Annotated in this window: 17 protein-coding genes; 11 read left to right on the top strand and 6 right to left on the bottom strand. The window is 55.6% G+C overall.

Translation table 11 applies throughout. The features are described from left to right. The coding region (locus DSD30_RS21690) for a hypothetical protein (RefSeq protein ID WP_157967816.1) at positions 1-290 on the top strand (290 nt) is incomplete at its 5' end. A 209-nt stretch (positions 291-499) separates the two neighbouring features. Here the strand turns inward: DSD30_RS21690 and DSD30_RS21030 are convergent. From DSD30_RS21030 to DSD30_RS21050, 5 genes are all read right to left on the bottom strand, one after another. Continuing rightward, entirely contained in the window at positions 500-1,309 is an 810-nt protein-coding gene (locus tag DSD30_RS21030; RefSeq protein WP_245418571.1) for a YHYH protein, read from the bottom strand. 136 nt (positions 1,310-1,445) lie between these two features. Beyond that, positions 1,446-2,192: a response regulator gene (locus DSD30_RS21035; RefSeq protein ID WP_114011731.1), complete on the bottom strand. Its 747-nt coding sequence runs from the start codon at positions 2,190-2,192 to the stop codon at positions 1,446-1,448. Further along, the gene (locus tag DSD30_RS21040; protein ID WP_114011732.1) at positions 2,185-3,729 is read right to left on the bottom strand and encodes an ATP-binding protein; all 1,545 of its coding nucleotides are present in this window, start codon (positions 3,727-3,729) and stop codon (positions 2,185-2,187) included. Before DSD30_RS21040 ends, DSD30_RS21035 begins: the two co-directional genes overlap by 8 nt. Positions 3,730-3,824: 95 nt before the next feature. Next, positions 3,825-4,190 (bottom strand): hypothetical protein, encoded by a 366-nt coding sequence (locus DSD30_RS21045; RefSeq protein WP_114011733.1) that lies wholly within the window; start codon positions 4,188-4,190, stop codon positions 3,825-3,827. Continuing rightward, the gene (locus DSD30_RS21050; RefSeq protein ID WP_114011734.1) at positions 4,187-6,109 is read right to left on the bottom strand and encodes a M48 family metalloprotease; all 1,923 of its coding nucleotides are present in this window, start codon (positions 6,107-6,109) and stop codon (positions 4,187-4,189) included. Before DSD30_RS21050 ends, DSD30_RS21045 begins: the two co-directional genes overlap by 4 nt. A 451-nt stretch (positions 6,110-6,560) precedes the next feature. Here DSD30_RS21050 and DSD30_RS21060 point away from each other — a divergent pair, with 451 nt between their 5' ends. Genes DSD30_RS21060 through ureG form a run of 7 tightly spaced genes read left to right on the top strand, consistent with a single transcriptional unit; the run spans position 6,561 to position 11,720 of the window. Continuing rightward, complete coding sequence (locus DSD30_RS21060; RefSeq protein ID WP_114011736.1) at positions 6,561-7,448, top strand: urease accessory protein UreD; 888 nt, start codon at positions 6,561-6,563, stop codon at positions 7,446-7,448. Positions 7,449-7,472: 24 nt separating this feature from the next. Next, on the top strand, positions 7,473-7,775 hold the full coding sequence (locus DSD30_RS21065; protein WP_114011737.1) for an urease subunit gamma: 303 nt from the start codon (positions 7,473-7,475) through the stop codon (positions 7,773-7,775). Positions 7,776-7,784: 9 nt separating this feature from the next. Then, complete coding sequence (locus tag DSD30_RS21070) at positions 7,785-8,090, top strand: urease subunit beta (RefSeq protein WP_114011738.1); 306 nt, start codon at positions 7,785-7,787, stop codon at positions 8,088-8,090. Beyond that, positions 8,090-9,802 carry an urease subunit alpha gene (gene ureC, locus DSD30_RS21075; RefSeq protein WP_114011739.1) on the top strand — a complete coding sequence of 571 codons (1,713 nt, stop codon included), beginning with the start codon at positions 8,090-8,092 and terminating at the stop codon, positions 9,800-9,802. The genes DSD30_RS21070 and ureC overlap by 1 nt, the downstream gene beginning before the upstream one ends. Before the next feature lie 52 nt (positions 9,803-9,854). After that, entirely contained in the window at positions 9,855-10,346 is a 492-nt protein-coding gene (locus DSD30_RS21080) for an urease accessory protein UreE (RefSeq protein WP_198663091.1), read from the top strand. Then, positions 10,336-11,052, top strand: a complete 717-nt coding sequence (locus DSD30_RS21085) for an urease accessory protein UreF (protein ID WP_114011740.1) — start codon at positions 10,336-10,338, stop codon at positions 11,050-11,052. The genes DSD30_RS21080 and DSD30_RS21085 overlap by 11 nt, the downstream gene beginning before the upstream one ends. After that, positions 11,049-11,720 carry an urease accessory protein UreG gene (gene ureG / locus DSD30_RS21090; RefSeq protein ID WP_114011741.1) on the top strand — a complete coding sequence of 224 codons (672 nt, stop codon included), beginning with the start codon at positions 11,049-11,051 and terminating at the stop codon, positions 11,718-11,720. The genes DSD30_RS21085 and ureG overlap by 4 nt, the downstream gene beginning before the upstream one ends. A gap of 26 nt (positions 11,721-11,746) precedes the next feature. Here the strand turns inward: ureG and DSD30_RS21095 are convergent, their stop codons facing one another. Beyond that, positions 11,747-12,241 (bottom strand): arsenate reductase ArsC, encoded by a 495-nt coding sequence (locus tag DSD30_RS21095; protein WP_114011742.1) that lies wholly within the window; start codon positions 12,239-12,241, stop codon positions 11,747-11,749. A 288-nt stretch (positions 12,242-12,529) separates the two neighbouring features. On the opposite strand from DSD30_RS21095, the gene DSD30_RS22080 reads away from it, so the two are divergent. The 3 genes from DSD30_RS22080 to DSD30_RS21110 all read left to right on the top strand — a co-directional run bounded on the left by DSD30_RS22080 (position 12,530) and on the right by DSD30_RS21110 (position 14,149). Beyond that, complete coding sequence (locus DSD30_RS22080; protein ID WP_425359481.1) at positions 12,530-12,799, top strand: ArsR/SmtB family transcription factor; 270 nt, start codon at positions 12,530-12,532, stop codon at positions 12,797-12,799. Between the two features lie 91 nt (positions 12,800-12,890). Further along, the gene (locus DSD30_RS21105) at positions 12,891-13,853 is read left to right on the top strand and encodes a permease (protein WP_198663092.1); all 963 of its coding nucleotides are present in this window, start codon (positions 12,891-12,893) and stop codon (positions 13,851-13,853) included. A 62-nt stretch (positions 13,854-13,915) separates the two neighbouring features. After that, positions 13,916-14,149, top strand: coding sequence for a thioredoxin family protein (locus DSD30_RS21110; protein ID WP_114011744.1), 234 nt, complete (start codon positions 13,916-13,918; stop codon positions 14,147-14,149). The last annotated feature ends 137 nt before the right edge of the window (positions 14,150-14,286 follow it).

Here is a 14,286-nt window from a genome sequence, read left to right on the forward strand (position 1 = left end):
CATCTGCTTTTTCAAAAAGTTATGCAAAACATCAAGACCTAAGCCTCAACCCGCAAACTCTGAATTTTGGAGCAAACCGCCCCGCCGCCAGCAGCGCCGCCGCTGTCGATGAACCGGGTTATAGACCCACCCCTAACCAGAGTCAAACACTAAAATACATTTTTATGACAACAAATCGGGATAAATCAAAAACCCCTTCCGAAACCGCAGAAATCTGCCAGTTACAATATGCACAATTGTTCAAAAACATGCTTCCTGCCTGCATGGTTCGACAATCCAGGGGCGTTTAAGCGCAAAGCAGGATGCAGACCGGCCAGAAAAGCCCTTCAATTTGTGTCAAAGCGACGACATTGACCGGTCATCAAGGCGATATCTGCTCCATCGATGCTCGATTGCCCGTGCGGACTTATGCTCTCATCACCCAAGCAGGAAAAGTGTCAGGGCGGTCGGGTCTGGATGAATGACCCTGCGGCGGCTGACCGCCCTGACCACGGTCATCTCAACGACCAACAACAAAGTCGCGACTGACCGTGCCCCACAGACAACGGGGAAAGAAGGGATAGTGATCGGTAGCAAAATAGACGAAGGCGCCGTTCAAATAGCCACCATTGCATTGATCAAGAGACCCGCTACCCGCCACATAGGTCCAATCCTGATTGTAGGTGCCATCATAGCGGCCGCCGGGAGCGGAGGGACGCTCACCTTGCTTGAGGCGATAGGAGGATGTGGCCTTGTTTGCCAAATAGTGAATCTCGAACCCGTCCGCCGCATAGCCGATCAAACTGCCTTGCCCTTGCCGCACCAGCGCTTTCGAGATGCCGTGATAGTGATAAAGGCCACGCTCATCCACATGTGCATTGTTGCGATCCATGCCGAGCTGCTGCCGCGCGCCCATCCCTTCAAGATTCCAACCCGAAGCCGGATTGCGCGAGAAGCCTCGCCGTGAGCGGGCGTCATACCAATCGGCAGTACCGGGTCTAATCTGCACCCCATTGAGCGCAACACCGATTGAACCACGCACCCGCCGGGCCTCTTGACCCTTGAGAGGACCGCTCGGTACGCAAAGACGCACCGCCTGCGCATGCACACGATGGGGATTGCCTCGGCGTGGGAAGGTGCCCATCGCATGATCGGGCAGGCCATTTGAAAAGATGCAGCGTTGATTGCCCTGCTCAAGAATTTTCACCGCATTCTGATGTGCCTCAACAGGCAGAGCCGCCATCACAACGAGAAGACAGCTCATCGTAACCCCGCCAACGTCCATTGAGCGCGTCCGATAAGCATTCCGATTGATCACTCCGATTGGCATTGTTTCTCTCCTCATCATCCGGCCAGCCCCTTGATTACGGAACAGACTAAAGGCGAAAAAAGCAGCAAATCAGGAGCAAGTGTGAAGAATCAAAGGAGAGGTTCGGGTCATTATGTGGCGGCTCTATATGCGTTCCTCAGGTGTCTGGCTCTTCATAAGCATAGCCAACCCCATAGACGGATCGGATCACGTCAACACCGGAGGCCTGCTTGCGCAGTTTGGTTCTGATATTCTTGATGTGGGTGTCGATCACCCGGTCAAACACATCCGCGTCGTCCGAAAAAGCCAGCTCGACCAACTGTGCACGGGAAAAGACTCGTCCGGGCCGCTTGTAAAGAATAGCCAGCAACTGGAACTCTCGCCGGGTCAGTGCCAGGTCCTGCCCATTATAGGTCACCGACCAGCGTTCTTCATCCAACCACAAACCATCTTGCCCGGCAGCGTTCGCGGCATCTCGACTGGCCTCGGCATCGGCCAAAACGCCTGATGCCGCCGCCTGCACTTTGGCCTGCCGCCGCAAAATGGCCTTCACCCGAGCGACCAGTTCGCGCGGCGAGAAAGGCTTGCAGACATAATCATCAGCCCCCAGCTCCAGCCCCAGCAGGCGATCGAGCTCTTCCACCCGCGCCGTCTCCAGAATGATCGGCACATCGCTTTTGGCCCGCACTTCCCGGCAAATGCTCAAGCCATCCATGCCCGGCAGCATCACATCAAGAATCACCAAATCCGGCTTGCGCTTAAGGATCGTCTCGACCGCTCGATGTCCCTCATGAAGGATCTCCGAGGTCATCCCTGCCTGAGTCAGATAGTCCTGAATGATCGCCGCCAGTGACGGTTCATCCTCGATGATCATGATGTGCCATCCGGCCTGAGCATCACGCATCCCCAACCTCCTCCTGAATCACATCGCCATCCAGTGGCAAGGTGACCCGCACCAGAAGCCCACCCAACTCAGAACGCGTCGCCTCGATCTGCCCGTCATGGGCCTCGACAATGGCGCGGCATATGGCAAGCCCCAAGCCGGTCCCACCCGATTGTCGCGCCCGTGATGGATCGGCCCGGTAAAAGCGTTCAAACAACCGCCCGATATGCTGGCCGTCCGGACAAGGGGCGCTATCCTCGATGGTCACGATCAGCGCTTCCTTCTGCTCATCCAACCGCGCCGTCACCTCCACAACGCCCGGCGCATCGGTATAGCGGCGGGCATTTTCCAGCAGATTGTCCATCATTTGTCTCAGTCGCCCCCGATCACATACCAGAAGCAACCGCTGAGATGCATCGAGTTTCAGTGTCAGAGCCAGCCCCTTCTCCTCGAAGCGCCCGGCAGAGTGGTCCACCACCTCGCGAAGCAGAACCGAAACATCCTCAGGCTGAAAGTGACAGGCAAGGCGCCCTTCGCGCAAGTGAGAGAGGGCATTGAGATCCCCGACAAGGCGATTGAGCCGTTCCACGGTTGCATGCATCTCGGCCAGCAAGGCGGCATCGGTCTCATAGACCCCATCCTGAAGCCCTTCGATTCGTCCCTTCAGAATGGCCAAAGGTGTCTTGAGTTCATGGGAGGCGTCCGACATCCATTGCCGCTCGGCTTTTTCTGCCGCCTCAAGGCTTTCGGCCAGCAGATTGAAATCCGCCGTCAACTGACCGATTTCATCTTTGCCGGTGCCAGTCAGCCGGGTTTTGTAGTCGCCATCACTCAAGGCTTGCGCCCCACGCACCAGAGAACGGATCGGCGTGACAAGCCCACGCGCCAGCAAATAGGCGGCCAGAGCTGACAAGCCGACAGCCAGCAGGCAAACCCAGAACAGAGCTCGAAATTGCTGATAGAGAAACTGTTCATCGCGCGCGGAACGCCCATCCGACGGGCTCGCCAGGGCAAGCTGTGCGATGACCGGGCCACTGGCCGCGTCATCACCCGCATGAACCGTCCGCGACAGATACGACCCCTGAGCCAACCGCGCCCCGGCCCAATAATTGCCTGCCGAGGTCAACAAGGCCAACCGCTGACCAAGCATCAAGGGATCGACGCCCGGGCGTTGCGGTGGCCCAGGCCTTTGTAGTGGTCTTTGTGGTGGTCTTTTTGGAGGCCTGGGATCGGATTTGCCATTGGTGGCTGACTCAAAGGCAGGAGGCGACGGCCTGTTGTCTTCGGGCTGCCGCGGACCAAGGGAGCCTCGCACTAGATCATGCCAGCGCCGTGGATCTTCCTTCAGACGCAGCCAAAGCACCTCATCCCGATGCGCCTTCGCAATCGACTTTGCCAGATCGTCAAAGGTCTGTAGTTCAACCCGCAACAGGTAACTGGAAAATCCCGACCGCATCTGGTAGCCGATCAGCCCCATCATCACCAATATCACGAAAATACTGGTGCACAGGAAAGCGACAAACAGCTTGGTTGCGAGGGAATGGCGTTTCAAAATCATGGCGCGACCTTGCCGCAAGAATGTGGAGCGAAAATGGATACCGAGGCCTCGACCATTCTTTCACCCACCACATCAGGCCTGATACAAAGGTCAAGTCAATTCTTGTCCTCAATCAACCCCTTGAGCGTGTCTGCTACGGCTGCCTTGAGCTTGTCTTTTTCCGCCTCGTCAAAATCACTGCCACCAACTTTCAGCGCCTGATAGGCGACAAACAGATTGCCAACCCGCTCAACCAGATCAAGGACATCGATGCCGTGGCTGGCAACATAATTGGTGATATGGCCTGCAAATTCCCAGACGAACAACATGTCGGCAGGCAGGGTGCCGTCGGCGCGTGCTGCGCCATAATCCATATTTTCAGCCGGGCTGCCGAAATAGGCTTCGAAGCTCTCCGCTTCATCAATCGCCACGGCCATGTTCCGCGTCAGCCGTACCCGCAATTCTTCTGCATTGACATTCATAGATATCTTGCCCGCCCCAACTCTTGCTCAATGATCGTCAGTTGCTCCCGCGCCCAGAAGGCACCAAACCGCAACAACAGGTAGAAGATTGCCGATAACGCACCGACTGACAAGGTCAAAGTCCAGCTTTGCGCATGCAATTGCACGATCCAGCTGCCTGCCCATGCCTGCCAGTCGTAGCTTCCCTGATTGGAGAAGCTGGAAATTGCCGCCAGCAACGCCGCCCCGATCACACAGACAGTCGCAAACAGCGAAGCACCAAACAAAGCAATAATGGCATAGGACAGATCCAGACGGGCAAACAAACCACGATATTGCCAATAGGCAAGACAGGACAGGACCAAAGCCTGTGCCGCCATGATGGCATTGACCATCAGACCATTGCCAAGAAACGACAGGGTCAGAAAATAGTGCGCAATGCCACAGACCAGACTGGCAACGAAGCACAGCATGAACCCGTCGATCGCCAGCCCCGGCAGCATCAAGGCCCGGATGACAAGCCGTGACATCACGCGCCCTTTGCGGCGATGCTGTGCCACCCGCCGCGCAATCAGTCGCCGCACCCCATGCACCAGCATGATCACAAGGAAACCTAGGGTCAGCACAAGCAATGGCAAGCCAAGCAAACGGCCAAACAGATCAGAAAACAAACCGGGATGCAGCATCTTCAGAACACCGAGCAACCCCGGACCGGAAAAGAACAACGCCAGAATCGAGATGAAAGACACCAGCCATGGCAGCATTGGCCGCAAGGCCGGATTGCGGGACCGTTTTGGCAAAGAGACATACAAGATGCCAAAAGCCAACAACATCACTGCGTCAAACAACAACACATAGAGCGTCATAGAAGGGGGCACCACCAGCAGATACAAGGTCCGAATGCTGACGGCAAAGCCCCAGAAAAACACCAGCATGTTGCGGGCATGGAGACTATAGCCTTCCTTATGCAGCGCCCTCTCATATGGAGAAATGTCGGCATTGAAGGCACTGAGCAGATCGGGTCTCTCGACAGCGCCTCCTCCATAGGGATCAAGATCGGGATAAAGACCAAAGGCAGCGTGATCTGCAAAAAACTCCCGCGCCTTCAAATAGGAAATCAGCATCCCGTGAAAGCAACCGATCACGCATAAAACAATGACGACTGTGAAAAAGGCTGCCAACACCAATGTGCCATAGCCAGCCCCCGGCGCATGAGCCAGAAAAACCGACATCGACCCGACAAGCGGAAAGGCAAAAATCAGAAAGGCCACCACATAGCCACTGACAGCCACCTGAAAGACCGAATTGGCCAGATTGTCTTTGGCCACCGCATGGGCATGTTCATGGGCCATGAAGAAGCCGAGCACACGCTGCTGATGGTCAGACGGCTTGCCCTTGATGATCCGCGAGACCTGACCCTTTGGCGCATAAAAAACCCCGCGCAGCGAAAAGAAGTCATTGCTGGCCATGCCCTTTTCAGCCAGCGGTATCGCGATATCACGAAAGGATCCGAACATGCCAAGCAACCGCCCGGCCACTTCGCTCGCAGCCGGGACCGTCAGAATGGATTGACCTTGCGGTCGCCTGTAGCGCCGGTAATGACCCAGCATTAGCATCATTGCCAGCAACAGCAACATGACCCAGGCCAGCGGATCGGACGACAGGGTACCGCGCAACGCAGTCAAGCGCTCCGCTGCCGTGCCTAACCAGGTCGGCACGCTGGCCGGTTGCTCGGTGAAAACCAGATAGAGTTCCGGTCCGATCCGCCCAATCGCCCGAAAGGCATCAAAACCATGCAAGAAGGTGAGCAGCAGGAACAAGGAGGCAATGCTTCCAAGCAAAGAAAAACCGATCAAACTCCCCAAACTGCCTGACGACAAAATGGTGCGCCTGACCCGATCCGCCGGCTTCAGACCGCCCCGATCAAGGGATTGCTCCATCACACAGCCCTCACCTGTTATTACACTTCAATTGCAATATTTAAGAGAATTCAAAGAGACGACACAACCCGTCACCCGACTTTGGTGCACATCTTCTGGCAAGACAGACAGGTGGCAGATGAAAATGCGGGCGAACCGCCTGAAGCAAAGGCAGGCACTTCGGCAAAGTATGCACACAAATTGATCAAATCAGCACAGATGCACAAAAAACATTCAATTACCACGTTTAACCTGACTCATTTGGAAACACAGAACGCCCCCGAAACAGCCCGAATTCTGCCTCCAAAGGCGGCAAGAGCACATTTTGTTGCCGCGCCGCCCATCTGGCACAGCCCTTGCAAATCTTAACAAACCCTATGCAAGAAGAAGGTTGTTCCAAGTGCGCTGCCAAATCTCGATCCTCCCACACGCCCGAGCGCCTCAAAGGCGCCTCCTTATGGAGGCGTGAGAGATGAATGCAGCCCTTTTCCCCCTCAGCGCCGAGCAGTCTCCCCCCTTTTCCGCCTCCTCCTCCCGGGCAGAAAGAGCGGCTGGAGAAGGCAGAATAAGCCTCAAGCTCGGCGCTGAGGGCGCGACAAAGCTCGACCGTCTCTACCAACAAGGTTGCGCCAAGATCCGTTTACCCAAGGTCTATGGATCGAACGCGCTCGAAGCCGTGTTGATCAATAGCTCCGGCGGACTGACCGGCGGTGACCGCCTCAGTTGGGACATCAAGGCCGCGTCCGGCACCCATGGGGTCGCTACGACACAGGCCTGCGAAAAAATCTACAAATCCGATGAAGGCCCGGCAGAACTCAGCACTGCGATCACAGTGGCTGATGGCGCCCGTTTCGACTGGCTGCCGCAGGAAAGCATCTTGTTTGACCGCGCCCGGTTAAGCCGCCGAATGACCGTGAATCTGACCGGCTCGGCCCGGTTTCTCGCCTTGGAAGCTGTATTGCTGGGCCGTTTGGCGATGGGCGAAAAAGTCCATGATATCGGCTTTTCCGACCGCTGGATAATCCGCCGCAACAATCGTCTCATCCATGCCGACGCCCTTTCCTTTCAGGGCGATGTCATCGCCTTTGGCAAATCGCCGTCCACCCTGTCCGGCCATCAGGCCTTTGCCAGCCTTTGCTATTGCGGCCCGGAAGACAGCGACCAGCTCGAATGCAAGCTCGCCGAGGCGCGCGCCTTGGCTGCGGCTTTCACCGACTGTCATATCGGCCTGTCCGCCATGCCGGGAAAAATCATTTTGCGCATGACCGCGCCGGACGGACTTCAGCTCCGCGCCGCGCTCATCCCGCTCATCACCCTGTTTCGGTCCGGAGCCCCCTTGCCGCGCGTCTGGACCACTTGAGAAAAAAAGAGAAGAGGAAGCGTCATGAATTTGACCCCGAGGGAGAAAGACAAACTGCTCATCGCCATGGCGGCGATGGTTGCCCGTCGTCGGCTGGAACGCGGTGTCCGTCTCAACCATCCTGAAGCCATTGCGCTCATCAGCGACTTCATCGTCGAAGGCGCCCGCGATGGCCGCACCGTCGCCGATTTGATGGAAGCAGGTGCCCACATCATCAGCCGGGATCAGGTGATGGAAGGAATCCCGGAAATGATCCATGACATTCAGGTCGAAGCGACCTTCCCTGACGGGGTCAAGCTCGTCACCGTCCACGAACCGATCCGCTAGGAGGCGACCATGATTCCAGGCGAAATCATCACCGCAGCCGGTGACATCGAACTCAATTCCGGTCTTGCCGTGACCCAATTGTCCGTCTCCAACACTGGCGACCGCCCAGTGCAGGTCGGCTCGCACTATCATTTTTATGAGACCAACCCGGCCCTGTCCTTTGATCGCGAAGTCGCCCGTGGCATGCGCCTCGACATTGCGTCCGGCACCGCCGTACGCTTCGAGCCGGGCCAGACCCGGATGGTCAATCTCATTCCCCTTTCCGGCAAACGCGAAGTCTATGGCTTCCGTGGCGACATCGGAGGCGCACTCTAATGGCAATTTCTCTTTCCCGCGCAGCCTATGCCGATATGTTCGGCCCAACCACCGGCGACAAGGTGCGCCTGGCGGACACCGAACTATTCATTGAGGTTGAAAAGGACTTCACCCGTTACGGTGAAGAGGTCAAATTCGGCGGCGGCAAAGTCATCCGTGACGGCATGGGCCAGTCGCAGGTGGCCCGTGCCGACGGGGCGGTTGATACCGTCATCACCAATGCGCTGGTGGTTGATCATACTGGCATCTACAAGGCTGATGTCGGCCTGAAAAACGGCGCGATCGAAGCCATCGGCAAGGCAGGCAACCCCGACACTCAGGATGGCGTCGACATCATCATCGGCCCCGGCACCGAAGCCATAGCAGGCGAAGGCAAGATCCTGACCGCCGGTGGCATGGACGCCCATATTCACTTCATTTGCCCCCAGCAGATTGAGGAGGCATTGATGTCCGGCATCACTACGATGCTGGGAGGGGGTACAGGTCCAGCCCATGGCACTCTGGCGACGACCTGTACCCCTGGTCCTTGGCATATTGCGCGGATGATTGAAGCCGCCGATGCCTTCCCGATGAATCTCGCTTTTGCAGGCAAGGGCAATGCATCCCACCCCAAAGCCTTGGAAGAAATGCTGCTGGGTGGGGCAGCGGCCCTCAAACTGCATGAAGACTGGGGCACGACCCCCGCCGCCATCGACACGTGCCTGACGGTTGCCGACGCCTATGACGTGCAGGTGATGATCCATACCGATACCCTGAACGAATCGGGCTTTGTCGAAAGTACGGTCGATGCCTTCAAGGGCCGCACCATCCATGCCTTCCATACGGAGGGCGCCGGAGGCGGTCACGCGCCGGACATCATCAAGATCTGTGGCATGGACAATGTGATCCCGTCCTCCACCAACCCGACCCGGCCCTACACCGCCAACACGGTGGCCGAGCATCTCGACATGCTGATGGTCTGCCATCACCTTGACGCCAACATCCCTGAGGATGTCGCCTTCGCCGAAAGCCGCATCCGCAAGGAAACCATTGCCGCCGAAGACATTCTCCATGATATGGGGGCCTTTTCGATCATTTCTTCCGACAGTCAGGCCATGGGCCGTGTCGGCGAAGTGATCATCCGAACGTGGCAGACCGCTGACAAAATGAAAAAGCAGCGCGGACCGCTCAATCTGGAAAAAGGCGACAATGACAACGAGCGCGTCAAACGCTACATCGCCAAATACACCATCAACCCGGCCATCGCCCAAGGCATGTCCAAGCATATTGGCTCGATTGAGCTGGGCAAACGCGCCGATCTGGTGCTCTGGAACCCGGCTTTCTTTGGGGTGAAGCCGGACATGGTGCTGATTGGTGGCTCCATCGCCGCCGCCCCCATGGGTGACCCGAATGCCTCGATCCCGACGCCACAGCCGGTTCATTATCGGCCGATGTTCGGTGCCTATGGCAAGGCCCTGACCAACAGCTCCGTCACCTTTGTCAGCCAAGCCGCGATTGATGCAGGCCTGTCCGGCCAGCTCGGCACTGCAAAGGCGATGCTGGCGGTGGAAAATACCCGCTCGGGCATTTCCAAGGCCTCAATGAAGCTCAATGACGCAACCCCACATGTGGAGGTTGACCCGGAAACCTACGAAGTGCGGGCTGACGGTGAAGTCCTCACCTGTAAACCGGCTGACACAGTTTCTATGGCACAACGCTATTTCCTGTTCTAAAAACCTGTCACAGTCAGGCACATCAAGAACAACAAACAAAAGGAAAAGCATCATGCCAATTGTGGAAGCCAAAACCATTCTGCCCAAAGGCAGCTGGCAAGAGGCGCCTGCCGATACGATCACGCTGGATGAAGAAGATCGCTATCGCCGTCGCATCCTGCTGACCAGTGATGGCGGGTATGATTTTCTCCTCTCGCTTGCTTCCGCCGAACGGCTGGAACATGGCGATGGATTGCAACTGACCGACGGGCGCATCATCGAGGTTCGGGCCAAGCCGGAACCCCTCTATGAGGTGCGACCAACGGCCGCAACTGACTTGGTCACCCTTGCCTGGCATCTGGGCAACAGGCATCAACCAACCCAGATTTTCAGCGACCATCTGCGCATCCGTCAGGACGCAGTCATTGCCGACATGCTGGTTGGGCTTGGCGGAGAATTGAAGGCCGTTTTGGGCCATTTCTCCCCTGTTTCCGGCGCCTATAAACGGGACCATGGCCATCATCATCACCCGGAAAAAGAGGCAGCATCCGAGCATGCTCATTGAGGCCAAACACGACCAGAAACCTGCAAGGCTGCCACAGGGGGTCGCACTTCTGCGACTCCTCACGTGGCTGTCACCCGCCTTCCCGATCGGAGCATTCAGCTATAGTCATGGACTGGAAACAGCCATTGCAAAAGGCAACATTCACGATCGGGACAGCATGCAGGACTGGTTGCTCAACCTCATTGCAAGAGGCAGCTGTTGGAGTGATGCGGTGCTGTTGGCGCAGGCATGGCGCTGCGGCACTGATTCGCTGCAAGAGCTTCTATCTTTGAATGAATTTGCATTGGCGCTAGCGCCGTCGGCAGAGCGCTTCACTGAGACGAGCCAGCTGGGTGATGCCTTTTACAAGGCCAGCAAAGCTTGGCCAACAACACTGCATGACACCCTCAATCAACAGCGCGCTGGCCCCATCGCCCAACCCGTTATCGTCGGAGCCATTGCGCGGGCCCACACTATTCCGCTTGAGGTAATACTGCCCTCGGCCAGCCATGCCTTTCTGTCCAACCTGATTTCTGTAGCGATTCGTCTGGTGCCACTCGGTCAGACCGATGGTTTGGCCTTGCAAGCAGCCCTTGAAGATCCGATTCTTCACATGAGTGAACGCGCCGCCCAAGCCAGCCTCGAAGACATCGGCACGGCGTGCCTGCTCTCCGATATCGCCGCCATGCAACATGAAACACTGACCACGAGGATCTTTAGATCATGAGCAACAGCATCAGCCCTTCAGCCATTGAGCCGAAAAAAGATCCGATTCGCATTGGCATCGGTGGACCGGTTGGCGTTGGCAAAACCACCTTGACCGAAAAACTTTGCTTGGCTCTGAGAGATCAATATTCCATCGCCGTGGTCACCAACGACATCTACACCAAGGAAGACGCCATGGCCTTGGTGCGCAAGCAGGCTCTATCGGAAGATCGAATCATCGGGGTTGAGACCGGCGGCTGCCCCCACACGGCGATTCGCGAAGATGCCTCAATCAATCTCGCAGCTATCGACACTCTGCGTGACCGCCATCCCGATCTCGATATTATTTTTGTCGAATCAGGAGGAGATAATCTCGCGGCAACCTTTTCTCCCGATCTGGTCGACCTGACACTCTATGTTATTTCTGTCTGTCAGGGTGAGGACATTCCCCGCAAGGGTGGTGCTGCCATCACCCGCTCGGACCTGCTGATTGTCAACAAGATGGATCTCGCCCCCTATGTTGGAGCCAATCTCGACAGCATGCGCGAAGACACCCAAAAGGCACGCGGCACCAAACCCTTCCAGTTCACGGATCTTCAGCGGGGTGCTGGATTGGATGCCGTCGCAAACTTTATCTGCAAGAAATCGGGCCTCACGGGAATGGCAGCCGTCTCGCAGGATGTCGCCTAACAAAACGGCTTGCCACAGGGAAAACCTTAGTTTTGACCGATATCGTCGAGACGTTTTTGCAATGACAGCCGATCCAGCGCTTGCAGAGGCAGATTTGTGAAGATGCTGATTCGCTGTTCCAACATCCGCATTGCATCGGCAAAAGCCAAATGCTGCTCTGCGTCGGTGCCTTGCGCCGCTGCGGGATCGGGCACCCCCCAATGGGCACTCATGGGTTGACCTGGCCAGATTGGGCAAACTTCCTTGGCCGCATTGTCACAAACAGTGAAGACAAAATCCATTTCGGGCGCATCAGGACCAGAAAACTCTTCCCAACTTTTTGAGCGCAGGTCATCAACCTTGTAATTTTGATTCGTAAGCAATTCAATTGCATAGGGATGAACGGCCCCCATTGGCTGGCTACCCGCACTATAGGCGTTAAACTTTCCGTCAGCCAATCGCTGCAAGACCGCCTCTGCGATGATTGAACGTGCGGAATTTCCCGTGCACAAAAACAGCACATTGTAGACTCTACCGGTCATGGCGATGTCCCTTTCTCGTAGCAATCCCCGATGCGACAAGGTGACCCACTTTGCCTATGCGGACAACAAAGTCAGCCATATTTTCATAAGCCTTTGTCTTACCGCACCTATTCCGATCGAACTGTAACATACGTCCGGTCATTGTCGGACTATACCATACATCTGCTGAAATGCATATCCGATTGACCGGATATCCATTCGGGCGCATACTCTTTGACATGAAACAGACAAAATTCTTTCAATGCCTGAGCGATGAAACACGCTTGCGTGCACTCATCCTGTTCGAAGATGAACCCGATCTGTGTGTGTGAGTTGGCCCACGCACTCGACACCCCTCAACCCAAAATATCCCGCCACCTCGCAGCCATGCGTGACGCCGATATCGTCCGTTCGAGAAGACAGGCCCAATGGGTCTTTTATTCTATCAACCCGGACATGGCGCTTTGGCAAAAAGATATCGTCGTTGCGGCCATCAAAGGCAACAGATCAGAAGACATTGCAGAAGCGGACAGAAGACGGTTGACACAAATGAAAGATCGCCCAACTCGTTGCGATTGATCAATTGTTGAGTGGCCCAACAAACCGAAATCCAGTCGCTCGCCTGGACTGATAAAGCAAAAACATCAAGACCATCGCGGAAACCACGACCATGCTCGATATCTTTACAAAACTGGCGAACCTGATCACCTACGAATTGTTGGGGCTGACAAAAGACACGCGATTGGCAGAAGCGATTCACTTCTTCATCGAAGATATAACAAAAATCTTCGCGTTGCTGACCGTTGTAATCTTCATGATCGGCTTCTGTCGTTCAATGCTTACACCTGAACGCGTTCGCACGATTGTTTCCAACAAACCCCGGTTCATTTCCTATCCAATGGCTGTGGGTCTGGGGGCTGTGACCCCGTTCTGCTCCTGCTCTTCCGTGCCCCTTTTCATTGGATTTCTCGAAGCCGGTATCCCCCTTGGTGTGACGACGGCATTCCTGATCGCCTCCCCGATGATCAATGAGGTGGCAATCATAGTCCTGGCAACAACCATCGGATGGAAATTGGCCTTTCTCTATGTGGCAGCCGGCTTGTTTGTAGGAATCATTGGCGGTCTATTGATTGAATATCTCAAACTAGAAAAGTGGGTGGAGGAGTATGTTTGGAAGATCCGCATGGGAAAAGGTCCGCTTCAAAAAGCCAGTCAATCCATTTCTGCCCGCCTGACTTTCGCAAAGGAGCAAGTCAGGGAAATCGTGGGACGGATTTGGAAATATGTCATTGCAGGTGTCGCATTGGGAGCGTTATTGCACGGCTTTGTACCACAAGATTTCTTTGCCACTTATGCCACGAAATCCAATCCATTTGCCGTACCCATCGCAGTGTTGTCAGGCATCCCACTTTACTCAAATGCAACAGGTGTGATTCCTGTCGTTGAGGCTTTGATGGGTAAAGGCGTACCGATCGGCACCCTGCTTGCCTTGATGATGTCAGTCGCCGCCATTTCCCTGCCGGAAATGATCATTTTGAGAAAAGTGCTTAAGCCACAAATGATCGCAACCTTTACAGCAATCCTGTTCATCTCATTTGTCGGCGTCGGCTATCTTTTCAACGCCCTCATCTAAATGTGGCCCCACCATATCAATGGCAACAGCCCGACTGTTGCGCAAAAGAAAAGGAGCTCTCAATGAAAGTTATAAAAGTCCTTGGTTCCGGATGCAAAAAATGCAACCAGACAGCGGAAATGATCGAACAAAAGGCACAAGACCTAGGCGTTGACATTACCATCGAGAAGGTAACCGACATGCAAGACATCTTGTCCTACGGCGTCATGTCCACCCCTGGTGTTGTAGTGGATGAGCACGTTGTCCATACAGGAGGCTTGCCTACTATGGCTAGCATAGGGGATTGGTTGGCTTGATTTTGCCACAAAAAAACCCCGGTGTCTGGTGAACACCGGGGTTTTTTTTATGATTTGCTTTTAACAGGCCTGGCGGCGACCTACTCTCCCGCGTCTTAAGACGAAGTACCATTGGCGCGGAGGCGTTTGACTTCCGA

It is taken from the genome of Cohaesibacter intestini (assembly GCF_003324485.1).
GTDB classification, from domain to species: domain Bacteria; phylum Pseudomonadota; class Alphaproteobacteria; order Rhizobiales; family Cohaesibacteraceae; genus Cohaesibacter; species Cohaesibacter intestini.

Excerpts from the sequence above, each read along its gene's own strand:
- DSD30_RS21030 (WP_245418571.1), bottom strand. The coding sequence starts at position 1,309 with ATGCCAATCGGAGTGATCAATCGGAATGCTTATCGGACGCGCTCAATG.
- DSD30_RS21035 (WP_114011731.1), bottom strand. The coding sequence starts at position 2,192 with ATGCGTGATGCTCAGGCCGGATGGCACATCATGATCATCGAGGATGAA.
- DSD30_RS21040 (WP_114011732.1), bottom strand. The coding sequence starts at position 3,729 with ATGATTTTGAAACGCCATTCCCTCGCAACCAAGCTGTTTGTCGCTTTC.
- DSD30_RS21045 (WP_114011733.1), bottom strand. The coding sequence starts at position 4,190 with ATGAATGTCAATGCAGAAGAATTGCGGGTACGGCTGACGCGGAACATG.
- DSD30_RS21050 (WP_114011734.1), bottom strand. The coding sequence starts at position 6,109 with ATGGAGCAATCCCTTGATCGGGGCGGTCTGAAGCCGGCGGATCGGGTC.
- DSD30_RS21060 (WP_114011736.1), top strand. The coding sequence starts at position 6,561 with ATGAATGCAGCCCTTTTCCCCCTCAGCGCCGAGCAGTCTCCCCCCTTT.
- DSD30_RS21065 (WP_114011737.1), top strand. The coding sequence starts at position 7,473 with ATGAATTTGACCCCGAGGGAGAAAGACAAACTGCTCATCGCCATGGCG.
- DSD30_RS21070 (WP_114011738.1), top strand. The coding sequence starts at position 7,785 with ATGATTCCAGGCGAAATCATCACCGCAGCCGGTGACATCGAACTCAAT.
- ureC (WP_114011739.1), top strand. The coding sequence starts at position 8,090 with ATGGCAATTTCTCTTTCCCGCGCAGCCTATGCCGATATGTTCGGCCCA.
- DSD30_RS21080 (WP_198663091.1), top strand. The coding sequence starts at position 9,855 with ATGCCAATTGTGGAAGCCAAAACCATTCTGCCCAAAGGCAGCTGGCAA.
- DSD30_RS21085 (WP_114011740.1), top strand. The coding sequence starts at position 10,336 with ATGCTCATTGAGGCCAAACACGACCAGAAACCTGCAAGGCTGCCACAG.
- ureG (WP_114011741.1), top strand. The coding sequence starts at position 11,049 with ATGAGCAACAGCATCAGCCCTTCAGCCATTGAGCCGAAAAAAGATCCG.
- DSD30_RS21095 (WP_114011742.1), bottom strand. The coding sequence starts at position 12,241 with ATGACCGGTAGAGTCTACAATGTGCTGTTTTTGTGCACGGGAAATTCC.
- DSD30_RS22080 (WP_425359481.1), top strand. The coding sequence starts at position 12,530 with ATGAACCCGATCTGTGTGTGTGAGTTGGCCCACGCACTCGACACCCCT.
- DSD30_RS21105 (WP_198663092.1), top strand. The coding sequence starts at position 12,891 with ATGCTCGATATCTTTACAAAACTGGCGAACCTGATCACCTACGAATTG.
- DSD30_RS21110 (WP_114011744.1), top strand. The coding sequence starts at position 13,916 with ATGAAAGTTATAAAAGTCCTTGGTTCCGGATGCAAAAAATGCAACCAG.